The 17,687-nt window shown below is 43.4% G+C and carries 11 protein-coding genes; 10 read left to right on the forward strand and 1 reads right to left on the reverse strand.

Annotated elements, in window-relative coordinates; all coding sequences use genetic code 11:
• The first annotated feature begins 56 nt into the window (after nucleotides 1-56).
• The 10 genes from ACTQ1L_RS10510 (at nucleotide 57) to ACTQ1L_RS10555 (ending at nucleotide 15,459) form a co-directional block, all read left to right on the forward strand.
• Nucleotides 57-3,377 (forward strand): GGDEF domain-containing protein, encoded by a 3,321-nt coding sequence (locus tag ACTQ1L_RS10510; protein ID WP_441367036.1) that lies wholly within the window; start codon nucleotides 57-59, stop codon nucleotides 3,375-3,377.
• Nucleotides 3,364-4,590 carry a GNAT family N-acetyltransferase gene (locus ACTQ1L_RS10515; protein ID WP_321110758.1) on the forward strand — a complete coding sequence of 409 codons (1,227 nt, stop codon included), beginning with the start codon at nucleotides 3,364-3,366 and terminating at the stop codon, nucleotides 4,588-4,590. The genes ACTQ1L_RS10510 and ACTQ1L_RS10515 overlap by 14 nt, the downstream gene beginning before the upstream one ends.
• Nucleotides 4,590-5,510: a DegV family protein gene (locus ACTQ1L_RS10520; RefSeq protein WP_321110760.1), complete on the forward strand. Its 921-nt coding sequence runs from the start codon at nucleotides 4,590-4,592 to the stop codon at nucleotides 5,508-5,510. The genes ACTQ1L_RS10515 and ACTQ1L_RS10520 overlap by 1 nt, the downstream gene beginning before the upstream one ends.
• Before the next feature lie 168 nt (nucleotides 5,511-5,678).
• Nucleotides 5,679-7,673, forward strand: coding sequence for a 2-isopropylmalate synthase (locus ACTQ1L_RS10525; protein WP_109258151.1), 1,995 nt, complete (start codon nucleotides 5,679-5,681; stop codon nucleotides 7,671-7,673).
• A gap of 333 nt (nucleotides 7,674-8,006) precedes the next feature.
• Complete coding sequence (locus ACTQ1L_RS10530) at nucleotides 8,007-8,978, forward strand: L-lactate dehydrogenase (protein ID WP_308651663.1); 972 nt, start codon at nucleotides 8,007-8,009, stop codon at nucleotides 8,976-8,978.
• A gap of 174 nt (nucleotides 8,979-9,152) precedes the next feature.
• Nucleotides 9,153-10,004 carry a DUF3737 family protein gene (locus ACTQ1L_RS10535; protein ID WP_441367038.1) on the forward strand — a complete coding sequence of 284 codons (852 nt, stop codon included), beginning with the start codon at nucleotides 9,153-9,155 and terminating at the stop codon, nucleotides 10,002-10,004.
• Nucleotides 10,005-10,007: 3 nt separating this feature from the next.
• Nucleotides 10,008-11,156, forward strand: a complete 1,149-nt coding sequence (locus ACTQ1L_RS10540) for a MalY/PatB family protein (RefSeq protein ID WP_321110767.1) — start codon at nucleotides 10,008-10,010, stop codon at nucleotides 11,154-11,156.
• A gap of 308 nt (nucleotides 11,157-11,464) precedes the next feature.
• On the forward strand, nucleotides 11,465-11,830 hold the full coding sequence (locus tag ACTQ1L_RS10545; RefSeq protein ID WP_321110769.1) for a metal-dependent transcriptional regulator: 366 nt from the start codon (nucleotides 11,465-11,467) through the stop codon (nucleotides 11,828-11,830).
• A 122-nt stretch (nucleotides 11,831-11,952) separates the two neighbouring features.
• Nucleotides 11,953-13,701: an ABC transporter ATP-binding protein gene (locus ACTQ1L_RS10550; RefSeq protein ID WP_321110771.1), complete on the forward strand. Its 1,749-nt coding sequence runs from the start codon at nucleotides 11,953-11,955 to the stop codon at nucleotides 13,699-13,701.
• Between the two features lie 3 nt (nucleotides 13,702-13,704).
• Entirely contained in the window at nucleotides 13,705-15,459 is a 1,755-nt protein-coding gene (locus ACTQ1L_RS10555) for an ABC transporter ATP-binding protein (protein WP_441367040.1), read from the forward strand.
• Between the two features lie 755 nt (nucleotides 15,460-16,214).
• Here ACTQ1L_RS10555 and ACTQ1L_RS10560 read toward each other — a convergent pair.
• Nucleotides 16,215-17,657 carry a L,D-transpeptidase family protein gene (locus ACTQ1L_RS10560; protein WP_441367042.1) on the reverse strand — a complete coding sequence of 481 codons (1,443 nt, stop codon included), beginning with the start codon at nucleotides 17,655-17,657 and terminating at the stop codon, nucleotides 16,215-16,217.
• Between the last annotated feature and the right edge of the window lie 30 nt (nucleotides 17,658-17,687).

Raw genomic sequence — 17,687 nt, forward strand, 5'->3', positions numbered from 1 at the left:
TGATTACATGTGATAATTTATTCAGTGTCAGATCTTAAATATGATGGGGTAATTATATGATAGAGAAGTATTATTGCGGGGTAATCGAGCAGATATACAGTCGCATAGGAAAAGAGACTCGAAATATCGTAATGGCAAATTATAGCAATGATTTTTCGATTGAAAATCTTGAGGTTATAAGACGTTATCAAAGCAATGAGGATAACGTCTTTTTTGCGTACAGTGAGTTTTCTTACAATACCCTGGTCGGGGCTTATGAGCCTTTTTTGGACATCATATGCAATATGCACAGACACTTTATAGGCGGAAGCTTTGATGATTTCCAGAAGGAGTGCGGTATATACTATCTACACAGACAGGTGTTAAACAGTTATTATGAGACAGGAGAGTGTTTCAGGGATGAAACAGTGCTGTTAAATGAGGTGTCATATGAGCAGAGACGTATGACAATCGCCATAGTTGAAATGCTTAAAAGACTTTCAGAAGTAAAGCCTTTGATGATTGTGATAAACAGATTCCAGCTGGCATCGAAGAGTTCTATTGAAACCATCAAGTATCTGATAGACCATCCGTGTACCAATATAGGCATAGTGCTCGGAGTTAATGCCAATGTTAAAGGTGCTGACAGCGTTGTTGAGGTGTGGGACCGTATAGTTGAGTCACTTGAGGACAGGAGTGCCATTTACTATATAGGCAGCGCCAGACCACTTAAAAACAGCACAAGAACTACGGATGATGATGAGCTGTATGTCACTACGAATTTTGAGCAGAGCATTCAGGAAACGTCCAATACAATGGAGTTTCTGGATTATGAGCAGGCAAAAAGAGGCTGCCGGATTATAGAGCACAAGATTAAGTTTGAGAATGCATGGATTGATGAAAAGAGTCTGAGACGTTTTTATTTGGTCTATGCCAGGACATCTGTTTTACTTGGAGAGATGTCCAAAGCGATTGAGCTTACGAATGAGTACAAGGCGCTGATACCGGAAAATGACAGTGAGCATTATCTTTCTTTGTATTATTTTATGAAGGGTACCTGCTATATGTATCAGGGCAAGCTTGAGAAGGCTGAAGGCTGCGCAAAGAAAGCCTATGACTATGCACTTTTGGCGGATGATGAATTGCTTGAATTCAAGTCAGAGCTTTTGTCCGTTATGATAAAGATGTCGGGCTGGTACAATATATTTTTCTGTGTGCAGGATATACCTGTCAGTGATGAATTTATAGAAAAGCTCATAAAGCACGGATACAGGAATCATTTGGCACATATATATATTTACGCATATGACAATAGCCGGGATGTGGTGAAAAAGTCCTTTTATGATGAATCATTGCTAAAGCATTTTACAAAGGGACTTGAGCTTGCAAAGAAGATAGGAAATGAGCAGCTTGTGTATGATGCATATCAAAAGACCATTATGCTTGCCAGCACAAGCGGTCTCAATGAGATAGCCTTTTTATATGTTATACGTACATACGAGTTCATGAAGGAACATGGCAATATATATGTTGCGAGAGTACTTATGGCTATAGGCTACAATCTGAGTGCCATGGGTAAAAATGAGCTTGTTGACGATTATTACAATGCTGCAATCAATATGTTATATTATCTGAAGCTGCCGGAGGATATAGCTGAGGTGTATTATAACAAGTCTCTTAACTATATCATGCAGGGCAATTACAAGGGGGCTGTCCATGCACTTTTAGTTACCATGAAGACTATTATAAAGCTTCATCTAAACAGCTTAAGAGTGTGCAATACGAGTAAGGTATATGCGCTTCTTGCACTTGCATCTATATTTTCAGGTGACAGATTCAGCTGTGAGCGCTATCTGCTCAGCAGCAAGCAGTTTCTTAATTATGTCATCTGCAAAGTAATTGATACCACAAGAACAGAGGCTGTCCATGATTATTCCAGGTGCGATGATGAGATGTTTCTGTACTCCTTTGCATCGGCTATGCTCTTGTGGCACGATGATAAAAAGGAAGAAGCCTTTTTGCAGTTTGAGGATGCTGAGAGATATCTCGTTAATGCGGAGGGCAATGAGTTTTTCGCATATTCGATATATAGGAAAAGCAGGATGAAGCTGTTTGAACAGCTCGGTAGAAATGAGCTTATAGAGCATGAGAGAATGCTCTTAGATGCACACAATAAAAGGATGCATCAAATAGCTGACACAGCTCCGCTTGATATGTTGAAAAACATCAATCTGCAGTCACTGAGTGAGGGCTTTATAAATGAGAGACAGATTAATCTGCTTGTAAAGCAGCAGGGACTTGCTAAGGACTATCAGAGCTCAAAGCGCCAGATAGAGTTTATTTCATTATGGCAGACTATTGTAGATGTAAATGACCAGAAGAAGGAGACTATGATTGAAAATGCCATGAGCAATTTCATAAATCATTTCAGTCTGGACTGTGCGCTGATTATAGATTTGCACGCTAAGGAGCCGCAGGTGCTTTATAATGATACAGAATGTGATATGACAGATGAGGTTATAAAGGGCATATGTGATATCATGATGGAATATCCGGAGGGCTTTGCTACATCAAAGATCGGAGAAGGCTTCTACGAGCATGAAAATATCATTTCGTACTTCGGTGTGGATGATGTATGTTCATTTGTAGCGGTGCCTTTTATCAAGAATGATGCGCTTTCAAGTGTGCTCATTGCATATGTGCGCATGAAGGACAACTGGCATGGCTCCATCGAGCGATATATGCTTAATGAGGATGATTTGAGCATTTTCAAGCTGCTATTCAGAGAACTGGAATATTCCATTGCCCGCATTGAGGCTAATGAGAAGGCAAATGAGATGAACAGACGTCTGCAGCAGGCAGCAGTCACAGACATGCTGACCGGCATATACAACAGAGCAGGTATGTATCAGGAGATTGAGAAGCTTGAAAAGCGCATAAGTGTGACGTCCGTTGGCATGGATGTGGGACTTATGTTTATTGACCTGGACAACTTCAAGCATTATAATGATACATATGGTCATGATGTGGGAGATTTGATACTTAAGGAGATGGCCCTTGTGTTCAGGAAGGTTGCTAAGGGCAGAGGTTTTGTGAGCAGATATGGCGGTGATGAGTTTATCATAGTTATTGAGTCCTGTGCCAGATACGAGCTTGAGAATATTGCGAAGGACATCTATGCGAGGATTGCAGAGGCTGATGGCTTCAGCCGGCAGATAAAGGAATATCTGAATCATGACGTAGAGTTTAATGAGAAGAAGAATATCACCTGTTCTATTGGTATTTCATATGAGAGAAATGTCACCAGTGAGAGCCAGATTACCGAGCTTATTAAGAAGGCGGACGATCTGATGTATACAGTAAAGACAGGCGAGAAAGGACACTATGCATTCTTTTAAATCAGATGAATTTAAGATAAGAGTATTGACCAAGGACGATGCGGAGGAATACAATGCACTGCTTCGTTATGCTTTTCAGGTAACAGAGGCAGATCTTGCCGAGACCGGTTGGAAGGATGATGAAATCAAGCAGTCGAAGTTTCCGGTGCTTGAGAGAGCTGATGTGCTCGGCTGCTTCAATATCATAGACAAAAAAGAGGAGCTTGTGGCTCAGTTTGCGGTATATCCGCTCGATATGAATATATATGGTGAGCGCTACGAGGTAGGCTTTGTCACAAGTGTGTGCACATATCCTGAGTACACAGGTCATGGTCTCATGAAAAAGCTTATGAGAAAGAGTCTTACGAGGATGCGCGATAGCAACAAGTCGTTTGCTCTTTTGTATCCATACTCTATACCTCTTTACAGAGGGCTTGGCTGGGAGATTATCTCAAACAAGATGACATATGTGATAAAGGACAGACAGATCCCTACAAAGCTTAAGGAGCCGGGCTATGTGCGCCGTGTGCAGTGGGATGATGAGCAGTTTAAGAAGCTTCATACTCACTTTGCCGCAAAGACTCACGGCTGTCTGTACAGAAATAATCTGGCTTGGGAGGAGTACTTCCGCTGGGATGAGGACGATACGATGGTCGCCATCTACTATAACGAGGATGATGAACCGTGTGGCTATATGGTGTATCTTATCAGCTCCGATGTCATGCACATCAAGGAGCTCATCTACTTAAACCGTGAGGCGCAGCTTGGGCTGTGGGAGTACATTCATGCGCACGATTCCATGATTGATGAGGTCAGAGGCAACAACTATTACAGCGAGCCCATTGCTTTTGAGCTCGATGACAGTGATATAAAGGAGACAATAAGACCATACGCCATGGGCAGAATCATTGATGTGGCGCAGTTTATGTCACAGTATAACTGTGACCCGGATGGCCCGGGCGGCTGCTTTAGTTTTGAGATAGCAGATGACCTGCTTCCGTGGAACAATGGCACATTTGTCATTGATTTTGAGAAAGGGCACTGTGCTCTCACCGACAAAAATCCACAGTATCACTTAAGCATGTCTATTGGCACGTTTACCACACTGCTTTTAGGCTACAAGAGTGCTGAGAAGCTTTTGCAGATGGGCAAAATACAGACTACGTATGAAGCTGTTGCAAAGCTTGACGATATTTTATATCATGAGATACCATATGTATCTGACTACATATAATGATAAAGGGTCAAAAGGTAAAGGAAAATAATATGTCAAATTATGTGATTAGCTGCTGTTCAACAGCAGATCTTACCAGGGAGCATATGCTCGAGAGAAATATTAAGTACGCATGCTTTCACTATGAGCTTGACGGTAAAGAGTATATGGATGATTTAGGACAGTCCATGCCACTGCCTGATTTCTACAAGGCAATGGAGGCAGGTGCCATGACAAAGACCTCGCAGATCAATCAGGAGGAGTACATGGAGTACTTCAGGCAGTTTCTGGATGAGGGATATGATGTGCTTCATTGTACACTAAGCTCAGGTATATCAGGTACAGTCAACTCGGCGAGGCTTGCAAAGGAGGCTCTCGAGGAGGAATACCCTGACAGAAAGATATATGTGATTGATTCGCTGGCAGCATCGTCAGGCTTTGGTCTTTTGATGGATAAGCTCGCTGACCTTAGGGATAGTGGCATGGATATTGATACACTGGCTGATTGGACCATGGAGCACAGACTTGAGGTGAATCACTGGTTCTTCTCATCAGACCTTACATTTTTTATCAGGGGCGGCCGTATCTCAAAGACCGCGGGATTCGTGGGAAATGTGCTTAATATCTGTCCTTTCATGAATGTGAGCAATGAGGGAAAGCTTATTGTGCGTGAGAAAATCCGCACCAAAAAGAAGGCAATAAAGGAGATGCTTGTGAAGATGCAGGCACTCTGCAAGGATGGTGCCGATTATTCGGATAAGGTCTATATATCAAATTCTGCATGCTATGAGGATGCTAAAGCCGTAGCTGATCTGATTGAGGCTGCCTTCCCTAATATGAAGGGCAAAGTAGAGATAAATGATATCGGTACGACTATAGGAAGCCATACCGGTCCGGGAACAGTTGCATTGTTTTTCTGGGGTAATAAGAGAGAGGATTAGCCGGATATTTTAGCCTAAATATCTGATTAGAATAATCAAAATCAATAAAGTTGATTATATTTTTATAAAAAAATAAATTACATCAATCAAAGTGATTAAATATAATCATTCCAATAACTGTGCTTATGTGTTACAATTATATCAGTTCAAACGAAAAGAGGTTTTAAGATGAAAGGATATGAAAAATACGAGCGCAGTTATTTTCTGCCTCCTGAATGCACTTATGACTGGGTTAAGAAGGATTATATAGATAAAGCACCACTGTGGTGTTCGGTTGATTTACGTGATGGCAACCAGGCTCTAATCGAGCCGATGAGTCTTGAGGAGAAGCTTGACTTCTTTAAGATGCTTGTAGATATAGGCTTTAAGGAAATCGAGGTAGGTTTCCCGGCAGCCTCTGAGACAGAGTTCAATTTCACGAGAGCTCTTATTGAGAGGGATATGATTCCTGATGACGTCACTATACATGTGCTGACACAGGCCAGAGAGCATATCATCAAGAAGACCTTCAAGGCACTTGAGGGAGCACCGAGAGCAGTTGTACATCTGTACAATTCCACATCTGTTGCACAGCGTGAGCAGGTGTTTAAGAAGTCAAAGGAAGAGATAAAGCAGCTTGCAGTTGACGGAGCTATTTTACTGAGAGACCTTGCAGCAGAGACTGACGGTAATTTCCGTTTCCAGTATTCACCGGAGAGCTTTTCGGGCACTGAGGTGGATTATGCGGTTGATGTGTGCAACGCTGTGCTTGATGTATGGCAGCCAAAGGCTGATAATAAGGCCATCATCAATATCCCTACCACAGTAGAGAATGCCATGCCACATGTTTTTGCCACACAGATAGAGTATATCAACAAGCACCTCAAGTACAGAGACGGAGTAGTGCTTTGCTTACATCCTCATAATGACAGAGGCTGCGGTGTTGCCACATCAGAGCTTGGTGTGCTTGCAGGAGCTGAGGAGATAGAGGGTACGCTGTTTGGAAACGGTGAGAGAACAGGAAATGTAGATATCGTGACACTTGCCATGAATCTTTACTCACACGGAGTGGATCCACAGCTTGATTTCTCAAATCTGCCTGAGATCAGGGAGAAGTATGAGACATTTACCAGAATGAAGGTAGGCGAGAGACAGCCATATGCGGGAGACCTTGTTTTTTCTGCTTTTTCAGGCTCACATCAGGATGCAATCTCAAAGGGCATGGCATGGAGAGAGGAAAAGAAGCTTGATAAGTGGACTGTTCCATATCTGCCTATAGATCCAAAGGATGTCGGCAGGACATACGAGGCTGATGTTATCCGTATCAACAGTCAGTCAGGAAAGGGCGGAGTGGCATATATCCTTAAGCAGAGCTTCGGTATCAATGTGCCACAGCAGATGAGAGAGCAGGTCGGATACATGGTCAAGCAGGTATCGGACGAGGAGCATAAGGAGCTTTCGCCTGAGTGGGTACACAGTATCTTTACAGACAATTATGTGGATTTTCATCCATATTTCACTATACCGGAGTGCCACTTTAAGCAGGTAAATGGCATTTTCGCAGAGGCGGTTATTTTACACAATGATAGCACCAGAAAGGTAGATGCCAATGGAAACGGCCGTCTTGATGCAGTCAGCAATATAATTAAGCAGTATTTTGACATCAGCTTTGAGCTCACTGTATACGAGGAGCATGCGCTTTCGCACGGATCTTCATCAAAGGCTATGGCATATGTGGGTATCACAGTTGACGGCAGTATGTTCTGGGGCGCAGGTGTGGATGAGGATATCATCAAGGCATCAATCGGAGCACTTGTTGTTGCGGTAAACCATTACCTTGCCACCAAGGCTGACAGTCACGTGAAGGATGAGCGCTATATTGCTATGCTCAACTTCATCCAGGCCAACTACAAGACAGTATCGCTTGCAGACATGGCTGCACAGTTCAACCTGACAGAGCCGTATATCTCCAAGTACATAAAGGAGAAGTCAGGCAAGACTTTCGGAGAGCTGGTCACCAATGCCAAGATGAAGAAGGCACGCACTCTGCTGAGAAACAGCATCACAACTGTTGAGAATATCGCAATCGAGGCAGGATATCAGAACGTGGAACATTTTAACAGACAGTTCAAGAAGCTGTATGGAATGACACCGCTTGAGTATAGAAATTCAAGCACAAAATAAGCGGATACAGCATTTTAATATAACCGGAACAATATGCTAAATGACAATTCATTCAGCTGTATTGGTCCGGTTTGCTTTTTAGTATTGCACTTTTTATGTGAAAATCTGCATTAAAATTGTATAAAAATGGGAACAATGGGCTATTGATTGTATTTTATCAAGTAATTTGTTGTTTTTACAACGGATTATATGTACAATGCGGGTATAATAAATAAAAGATAATTATTCAGAGCTACTGATAACAAAGCAGATATTGAGAATTTGTGTTTGGGATGAATAGTTATAATAAAAAGCAACTATTTGAATTATGGTATAAGAAAGAGAGGAAAGTACATGAGCAATAAAACTAGCGCAGTTGTTAAGACAAACCCAAGAAAGGCTGTCATGATCGGATGTGGATTCGTTGGTTCGGCATCAGTTTTTGCACTTATGCAGAGCGGTCTTTTTTCTGAGATAGTTCTCATTGACGCTGATAAGGACAAGGCTGAGGGAGAGGCGATGGATATAAGCCATGGTATTCCTTTTGCCAGACCTATGAAGATATATGCAGGCGGTTATGATGATGTGGCAGATGCTGCTATCATTGTTGTTTCTGCAGGTGCAGGCCAAAAGCCTGGCGAGACAAGACTTGATCTGGTAAATAAAAATGTTGCAATCTTCAAGAGCATCATTCCGGAGATTGCAAAGAGAAATTTCGGTGGAATCTTACTTATCGTTGCAAACCCTGTAGATATTTTAACACAGGTGGCACAGAAGCTTTCAGGACTTCCTGAGGAGCGCGTCATCGGTTCAGGTACCGTGCTTGACAGTGCAAGACTTAAGTACGCGCTTGGAGAGCATCTTGAGGTGGACAGCCGAAGCGTACATGCATTTATAGTAGGTGAGCATGGAGACAGTGAGGTGGTTGCATGGTCATCAGCCAATGTTTCCGGAGTGGAGCTTCACAAGATGTGCGAGATGAGAGGTCACTACAAGCACAAGGAGAATACAGAGGAAATCGCTGCAAACGTAAAGAACAGTGCTTACGAGATAATCAACCGAAAGCATGCGACATATTATGGTATCGCTATGTCGGTCAGACGTATCTGCGAGGTAATTATGCGTGATGAGAAGTCTATTCTTCCTGTTTCACACATGATGCACGGACAGTACGGCATCGACGGTGTGGTTCTCTCAATGCCTGCAATCGTTGGAGCAGACGGAGTGGAGAGCGATATCCCAATCGAGTTAAACGGTGAGGAAGCTTTAAAGCTCAAGGAGTCTGCGGATGCACTTAAGAGCATACTTGACGGGCTTGAGCTGTAAATGTAAGGTTCTTAATATTAATTTTGTAATATTAAACTTATATAAAATACTATAAATTCAGTAGGGTTTGGGGTATAATGATAACTGTCGGGCTGCATATATTATGTGCTCGGCGGTTATTTGATTTTATGGCAGATAACTATTTAGAATTACCGGGAAAAAGGAGTATATATAATGAGCGAAAGAAAACAAATCCATCAGGAGTTTCTGACAGGCGAAAGAGCCCTGTTTGCAAGCAACGACCTGGATATATATGATACAATTTTTGATGACGGAGAGTCACCTCTTAAGGAGAGCCATGGCATTAGCCTGACAGGCTGTTTTTTTAGATGGAAATATCCGCTATGGTACTGTAGTGACATAGCTGTAAAGGACTGTACATGGTTTGACATGGCGCGTGCGGGTGTCTGGTATACAGACAATATCTCTGTAACTGATTCAATAGTTGAGGCACCTAAGAACTTCAGGCGCTGCAATAACCTAAAGCTTAAAAATGTGACATTTCCAAATGCCCAGGAGACCCTCTGGAGCTGTGATCATGTCGATATCGAGAATGTCTCGGCAAAGGGAGATTATTTTGGCATGAATACAAATAATCTTATCATGAAGAATTTCCAGCTGGTCGGCAACTATTCGTTTGACGGTTCAAGAAATGTAGAGGTGCACGATTCAAAGCTTATCTCAAAGGATGCCTTCTGGAATACGGAAAATGTCACAGTCTATGATTCATTTATTACAGGTGAATACCTTGGCTGGAACGCAAAGAATCTGACACTTATAAACTGCACAATCGAGAGCCTGCAGGGGCTTTGCTACATCGACAACCTCGTTATGAAAAACTGTAAGCTCATAAACACTACATTGGCATTTGAGTATTCTTCGGTAGATGCAGAGATTTGCAGTAAGGTGGACAGTGTTTTAAATCCGACAAGCGGAGTGATAATGGCAAAGGAGATTGGCACACTGACTATCGAAAAGGACAGAGTTGACCCATCAAAGACTAAGATAATATGTGAGGGAAAATAATCTATGTATGATTTTGACACCGTTGTAGATAGAAGAAATACAGGTTCACTAAAGTGGGATGTGGCAGAAAATGAGCTCCCGATGTGGGTAGCAGATATGGATTTCAAGACAGCACCCCAGATAATAGATGCAATATCAGAGCGTGTTTCTCACGGAGTGTTTGGCTATTCCATCATTCCGGATGAGTGGAATGATGCGTATATTTCGTGGTGGGACAGACGCCATGGGCTTAAAATCGAAAGAGACAGCCTGATTTTTTGCACAGGGGTCGTTCCGGCCATATCATCTACAGTGCGAAAGCTCACAACACCTGGTGAAAATGTGCTTATCATGACACCGGTATACAATATATTTTTTAATTCCATATTTAATAACGGCGTAAATGTGCAGGAAAGCCCGCTTGGGTACGAAAACGGCAGATATTTTGTGGACTATGACAGGTTGGAGCATGACCTTTCCAATCCACAGACCTCGCTTATGATATTTTGCAACCCTCACAATCCGTGCGGTATCATCTGGACAAAGGATGAGCTTGCGAAAATAGGTGCACTCTGCAAGAAGTACAATGTGACGGTCATATCAGACGAGATACACTGCGACATCACAGCACCGGGAAAATCATACGTGCCGTTTGCGGCAGCATCAGAGGACTGCGCCGATATAAGCATCACCTGTATTGCTCCGACCAAGTGCTTTAATATGGCAGGCTTACAGACTGCGGCAGTGATGGTGCCAAATAAATTTTTGCGCCACAAGGTATGGCGCGCATTAAATACAGACGAGGTGGCGGAGCCAAACGCATTTGCCATCACGGCAGCAGTTGCGGCATTCACAAAGGGTGAGCCGTGGGTTGAGGAGCTCAGAAAATATCTCTGGGAAAACCGCAAAACAGTCTGCAGCTTCATGGCAGAAAACCTGCCGCAGATACATATAGTGGATGCCGATGCGACATACCTAATGTGGCTTGACTGCAGTGCACTCACAGATGATTCTGTGGCATTTACGCAGATGATTCGCGAAAAGACAGGCCTTTATCTGTCGGAGGGAGCTGAGTTTGGAGGCAATGGCCGTTACTTTGTGCGATTAAATATCGCATGCCCCGGTTCAGTGCTTATGGAAGGACTTGACAGGCTAAAGAGAGCCCTCGCATAAGTTAAATAGTTACCTTTTTTATAAAATAAATAAGACCGGTGATCGGCCGGTCTTATCTGGTATAATTAAACATTTATGGCATACAAGATTTAGAAATATATCATGCATACGTTTGTTTTATGATTCGATAGTTAGTATACACTAACACAAATTAGAAGTCAATAACAAATATAGGGTTTTGATATTTTTTTGGATTTTTATAAATCACGTACAAATCAAAAAGAAAAGTTTTGCAAACAATAAAATGTATGTTATAATAATATAACTGAATTAAAATGAACGAAAATAAACTCACGGGGGTATTCGAAATGCGAAACAATGAATCATCAGAAAATTATTTAGAGACCATACTTATTCTCAGCAAGAAGCTTCCTGTGGTACGCTCAGTTGATATAGCAAATGAGCTTGGATATAAGAAATCCAGCGTGAGTATAGCCATGAAAAACCTTAGAGAGAAGAATAATATCACAGTTAGTGATGCAGGCTTTATCACACTCACAGAGTCAGGAAGACAGATAGCAGAGATGATATACGAAAGACATGAGCTTTTGTCAGAGTGTCTTGAGAAGCTTGGTGTTGATAAGGAGATTGCAGCAGAGGACGCATGCCGTATAGAGCATGTCATCAGTTCTGAGAGCTTTGAAGCAATCAAGAAGCATATACATAAGAGCTGATATATGAAACCAGTACCGCAGGGTACTGGTTTTTTAGTGTATCATTTTTCTTGTATATATGAGAAAAATCATCTATAATAGTGAAGCTGTAATCGGCGACATAAAATCTGAAAGGGGAAAAGATGAAACAGATATTAAAATATTTGAAGGAGTACAAAAAGGAATGCATCTGTGCTCCATTATTTAAGCTGCTGGAAGCATCCTTTGAGCTTATAGTACCGCTTGTCATGGCGGCAATCATTGATAACGGAATTACGGCTTCGGACAAGCCATATATATGGAAGATGGGAGGTGTGCTGGTGCTGCTTGCGGCAGTTGGCCTGGTAAGCTCGGTCACAGCGCAGTATTTTGCGGCAAAGGCGGCAGTTGGTTTTTCCACAAAGCTTCGCCATATATTGTTTGAAAAGATAGAGTCACTGTCATTCTCAAAGATGGATACAGTGGGCACATCGACACTTATCACGAGGATGACAAGCGATATAAACCAGGTGCAGTCAGGAGTCAATCTGGTACTTCGACTCTTCCTTCGCTCGCCATTTATTGTATTCGGAGCTATGGCGATGGCTTTTACAGTAAATGTAAGAGCAGCAATGGTTTTTGTTATTACTATACCTCTGCTTTCAATAGTGGTATTCTCAGTTATGGCTGCAAGCCTTCCGCTTTACAAAAAGGTGCAGAGCTCTCTTGACACAGTGCTTTCACACACCAGGGAGAATTTAGAGGGAACAAGGGTTATAAGAGCTTTCAATAAGCAAAATGATGAGATTGACAGCTTCAACAGGGACAACGAGCTTTTAGCCAATATGCAGCAGGTTGTAGGACGAATCTCAGCACTCACCAATCCTCTGACTTTTATCATTATAAATATCGCAACAATTGCAGTTATCGTATCAGGCGGCAAGCAGGTATACGCAGGAATCCTCACACAGGGTGAGGTTGTGGCACTTGTAAACTACATGTCACAGATACTTGTCGAGCTGATAAAGCTTGCAAACCTCATCGTACAGGTGACAAAGGCAGTGGCGTGCGGTAATCGTATAGCGGATGTGCTTTCTATTCCATCAAAGCTTCCGGAGAAAAATCCTAAGCTCATTGGTGCAAAGGATGGCGCACCTGAGGTTGAGTTTGACCATGTCTGCATGACCTATGAGGGAGCGGCCGATGAGACACTCACAGATATAAGCTTTACAGTGCAAAAGGGGCAGACAATCGGAATCATCGGTGGTACAGGTTCAGGAAAATCAAGCCTTGTAAACCTTATCCCGAGGTTTTATGATGCCACAAAGGGTACTATAAGGATTCAGGGAAATGATATAAATGATTACGATGCAGTGCAGCTTCGAGATAAAATCGGTGTTGTAATGCAAAAGGCAGTGCTTTTTGCAGGAACGATAGCCGACAACCTGCGCTGGGGCAAAAATGATGCCACAGAGGAGGAAATGTGGAAGGCGCTCGATATAGCACAGGCGACAGAGGTTGTAAAGGGCAAAGAGGGAGGCCTAGACTACATGATAGAGCAGGGCGGCAAGAACTTATCAGGCGGTCAGAAGCAGCGTCTTACAATTGCCAGAGCGGTTGTAAAGGATCCTGACATACTGATACTTGACGACAGTGCATCGGCACTTGATTTTGCTACAGATGCGAGTCTTCGCGCGGCATTAAAGGGCATGCATGGTGACAAGACAATATTTATCGTGTCACAGCGTACCTCATCTATCCAGTTTGCGGACAATATCATAGTGCTCGACGACGGGCAGATGGTTGGCTTCGGACCTCATGAAAAGCTGCTTGAGACATGCGAGACCTACAAAGAGATATATGATTCACAGTTTAAAAAAGAGTCGGATATGACTAGACAAAAGGAGGTGTAGAGTATGGCTATGGATAATGCGAAGATGAATAAAGCAGGCACAATGCGCAAGGTATTAAGCTACATGAAGAGATATATTCCTTTGCTTGTAATTTCACTTGCCCTGTCTGTTGTTACAGTGGCGCTTACACTCTATTTTCCAATTCTCACAGGACGCGCAATTGATTTGATTGTAGGAAAAGGAAAGGTTGATTTCACGGCTATGACAGCCATCCTCACGAGAGCAGCAATAATAGTCGTCATAGCGGCAGCAGCCCAGTGGCTTACAAATATCTGCAACAACAGGATGACCTACAACATAGTGAGGGATATAAGGCGTGATGCATTTTTAAACATTGAAAAAATGCCACTTTCCTATATTGACAGTCACTCACACGGTGATATGGTCAGCCGTATCATCGCCGATGTAGATACATTTTCAGAGGGACTTTTGATGGGCTTCACACAGCTCTTTACAGGAATTGCAACAATAGCAGGCACGCTTATTTTCATGCTTACAATAGATGTGAAGATATCATGCATTGTAGTGCTCATCACACCTCTGTCACTTTTTGTGGCAAGCTTTATCACTAAAAAGACTTATTCCATGTTCCAGCTGCAGACAAGAACAAGGGGAGAGCAGACATCACTCATCGACGAGATAGTAGGAAATGAAAAGGTCGTACAGGCCTTCAACCATGAGGATGAGGCGCTTGAGCAGTTTGACGAGATAAATGACAGATTACAGAAATGCTCACTGAGGGCAACATTTTTCTCAAGTCTTACAAATCCGTGTACACGTTTTGTCAACAGTCTTGTGTATGCCGGAGTCGGAATTTTTGGTGCCATGAGTGCACTCACCGGCGGAATTACAGTAGGACAGCTTTCATGCTTCTTATCATACGCAAACCAGTACACCAAGCCGTTCAACGAGATATCGGGTGTCATCACAGAGCTTCAGAACGCACTTGCCTGTGCTGCTCGTATCTTCGAGCTGATTGAGGAGAAAAAGGAGATACCGGATGCTTCGGATGCGGTAACACTCTATGAGGCAGACGGCCGTGTGGACATAGAGGATGTTTATTTCTCATATGTGCCGGATAAAAAGCTTATCGAGGATTTCAATCTCCATGTAAAGCCTGGACAGCGCGTGGCTATCGTAGGTCCGACAGGCTGTGGAAAGACGACTATTATCAATCTGCTTATGAGATTTTATGATGTAAACAGTGGAACAATTAAGGTGAGCGGACATGATATCCGAAAAATCACACGCGAGAGTCTTCGTGACAACTATGGTATGGTGCTTCAGGAGACATGGCTCAAGAAGGGCACAATCCGTGACAATATCATAATGGGAAAGCCTGATGCCACAGATGAGGAAATTATTGCAGCAGCAAAGGCATCCCATGCACACAGCTTTATCAGACGTCTGCCGAAGGGCTATGACACTGAAATCGGTGAGGACGGCGGCAGCCTGTCACAGGGACAGAAGCAGCTATTATGCATCACAAGAGTCATGCTCTGCTTGCCACCTATGCTGATATTGGATGAGGCTACATCTTCGATTGATACACGTACAGAGATTAAGATTCAGAAGGCGTTCCTTACCATGATGCAGGGAAGAACAAGCTTTATAGTGGCTCATCGTCTGTCTACCATCAGGGAAGCAGATATTATCCTTGTTATGAAAGATGGAAAGATTATAGAGCAGGGCAATCATGAGAGCCTGCTTGCAGCGGACGGATTTTATGCGAACCTCTACAATAGCCAGTTTGCATAGCATAGGGTTATGGAAATACGGGGCGTAAGCCGCCGGAGTGACTGCCCTGCAGCAGAGGCGCTCTCTCGTTCGCTACGCTATGCTGCCAAGATACTGTACGAATTATGCTTTTTAGGGCTTCTATGCCCGACAAAACCGTCGAAACGCGCCGTCCATGGCGCGATTCTCCTTGAGCTCCCATCCGTGGGAGCTCATTTTTGTGTATCGTGTGCATAATTCTACAGTAGCTAGGCAGCTTCGCTATGCGCTTACGAAAGAGAGCCTCTGCTGCAGGGCAGTCACTCCGGCGGCTTACGTCCCTTACGCTGTGGCTGAAATGGGGGAGGATGTATGCGCTCCCGCGGTATGTGGGGCTGGTGTCTGGTATGCTGTGGGAAGATACAATATAAGGGAAAGTATAATTGGAAATTTATTTGTAATATACTTAGTATTTTGATGGAAGGCGACCGGCGCACGGGGAATTTGCCCCCGGCAGAGGTGCTCCCGAAAGAGCGACTAGCGCAGCGGCTTAGATACTGTAGAATTATGCCCATGAAACGCAGAAATGCCCCGGCATGGACGCCGGGGCAAGGAGAAACCGCGCCATGGACGGCGCGTTTCGACGGTTTCGTCAAGCATAGAAAATCTAAAAAGCATAATTCGTACAGTACCTTAGCTGCGTAGCGTTAGCTCGTCGGGTGCACCTCTGCCGGGGGCAAATTCCCCGTGCGCCGGTCGTCTTCCCGTATTATTAAAAGATACAATGCAATCCACACTTACTGCGCAGCATCAGGAGCCACATACGAGTATGCATTGGACATCTTTGCAGCATTGTTTGTCAGAGTGACAGCCTCTCTGTAGTAGGCAACAACAGGAGTGCCTTTATCCACAGCGTTGAACAGCTGCTCTGCAAAAGCAGGCGGCACATTGATACATCCGTGTGAGCCGGAGGTTTTGTAAATTGTTCCTCCGAAAGTATCACGCCAGCTGGCATCATGTATACCTATATTGTAGGCAAATGGCATGAAATAGCTGACAGGAGAAGAGTATCCCTCGCCGACAAGAGTAGCATTTCTCTGCTTGTAAACAATCTTGTATACACCATCTACAGAGCCATTCTGACGGGCGAGGTTACCTGATACGAAATCAGACTCCATCTGGAGAGCACCATCCTTGTAATACCACATGTGCTGCTTTGTGTAGTCAATCTCTATGTATGTATTACCTATGTCGTCAGCGCCTCGGTAGAGTGCTGTCTGCTCGTAAACAGGTTCTCTTTCCACTGGCTTGCCTCCCTCTAAATCGGAAAGAAGCTGGGCCTTCTCATTTTTCTTGCTGACTACCCATCCGTAGTCTCCACCACCTATTTCAATAGTGTCACCGGACGATGTCTTGAATGAGCGTTTACGGCCGAAGGTATTGTACTTGGAAGCAAGCTGCTGGACATATTTAGTGAGCTTGGCATCATCTATGCTCACGCTGCCGTCATCTGAGATGCTTAGCATATCAAGGATTTTGGCTGAGTCAAGCTTCTCGTCGGCACCTTCAATTTTGTAAGTGACGGTTGAAGCAGTGTATTTGTCGAGGGCTTCTTTTTCATTTTTGATAGTATCACTGTTTTTTGTGATTTTAGGAGATTCATAGCAGTCATCGTTTAAGCTAAGCTTTGGAAGCTCATTGTCCAGGGCATCCTTTACTTCGGCAAGGATGCTGTCATATATCGGCTTGCAGCCATTTTTCTCTTCAATCACATTGTATTCGCCGTCTTTTATCTCGATATGGGCATCCTCCGGATTTTCAATGTAGTCATCACTGAAAATATCAAGAGCCTTGAGCTTTTCCGCCAAAGCGGCATCGTCATATTTGGACGAACCCTTTAGAGTATAGTTTTGAGCTTTGAAAAGACTGACAGGCCATGTAAAAGCATTCTGGCTTTTTAGGATTTGCTCCTCGTCACCGTTTGAGACATATTCATAGGAAAAATCAGGTCCCTTAAGTGAAAAGCTGTTGCCTTTTCTGTCAGTGATTGTGAGCAGATAGTCGCGGCTTAGGGCTGTATTTTTTTCTAATGCCTCTTTTGCAGTTTTACCTGCGTATTTTACAGAGTTAATCTTTGTGTTGAACAGATAGTGGCTGCTAAAATAAAAGGCAAAGCCAAGATAAACAGCCAAAAGCACACCCAGCACAACGGCACAGGTTATAAGCACTTTTTTCTTCATGTAAATCGACCTCCTTGGAGATATGCTGTT

It is taken from the genome of Agathobacter sp. LCP21S3_B2 (assembly GCF_052118705.1).
In the GTDB taxonomy this organism is placed as follows: Bacteria; Bacillota; Clostridia; order Lachnospirales; family Lachnospiraceae; genus Roseburia.

What these genes read in the sequence shown, in the direction of transcription:
- ACTQ1L_RS10510 (WP_441367036.1), top strand. Translation starts at nt 57, where the DNA reads ATGATAGAGAAGTATTATTGCGGGGTAATCGAGCAGATATACAGTCGC.
- ACTQ1L_RS10515 (WP_321110758.1), top strand. Translation starts at nt 3,364, where the DNA reads ATGCATTCTTTTAAATCAGATGAATTTAAGATAAGAGTATTGACCAAG.
- ACTQ1L_RS10520 (WP_321110760.1), top strand. Translation starts at nt 4,590, where the DNA reads ATGATAAAGGGTCAAAAGGTAAAGGAAAATAATATGTCAAATTATGTG.
- ACTQ1L_RS10525 (WP_109258151.1), top strand. Translation starts at nt 5,679, where the DNA reads ATGAAAGGATATGAAAAATACGAGCGCAGTTATTTTCTGCCTCCTGAA.
- ACTQ1L_RS10530 (WP_308651663.1), top strand. Translation starts at nt 8,007, where the DNA reads ATGAGCAATAAAACTAGCGCAGTTGTTAAGACAAACCCAAGAAAGGCT.
- ACTQ1L_RS10535 (WP_441367038.1), top strand. Translation starts at nt 9,153, where the DNA reads ATGAGCGAAAGAAAACAAATCCATCAGGAGTTTCTGACAGGCGAAAGA.
- ACTQ1L_RS10540 (WP_321110767.1), top strand. Translation starts at nt 10,008, where the DNA reads ATGTATGATTTTGACACCGTTGTAGATAGAAGAAATACAGGTTCACTA.
- ACTQ1L_RS10545 (WP_321110769.1), top strand. Translation starts at nt 11,465, where the DNA reads ATGCGAAACAATGAATCATCAGAAAATTATTTAGAGACCATACTTATT.
- ACTQ1L_RS10550 (WP_321110771.1), top strand. Translation starts at nt 11,953, where the DNA reads ATGAAACAGATATTAAAATATTTGAAGGAGTACAAAAAGGAATGCATC.
- ACTQ1L_RS10555 (WP_441367040.1), top strand. Translation starts at nt 13,705, where the DNA reads ATGGCTATGGATAATGCGAAGATGAATAAAGCAGGCACAATGCGCAAG.
- ACTQ1L_RS10560 (WP_441367042.1), bottom strand. Translation starts at nt 17,657, where the DNA reads ATGAAGAAAAAAGTGCTTATAACCTGTGCCGTTGTGCTGGGTGTGCTT.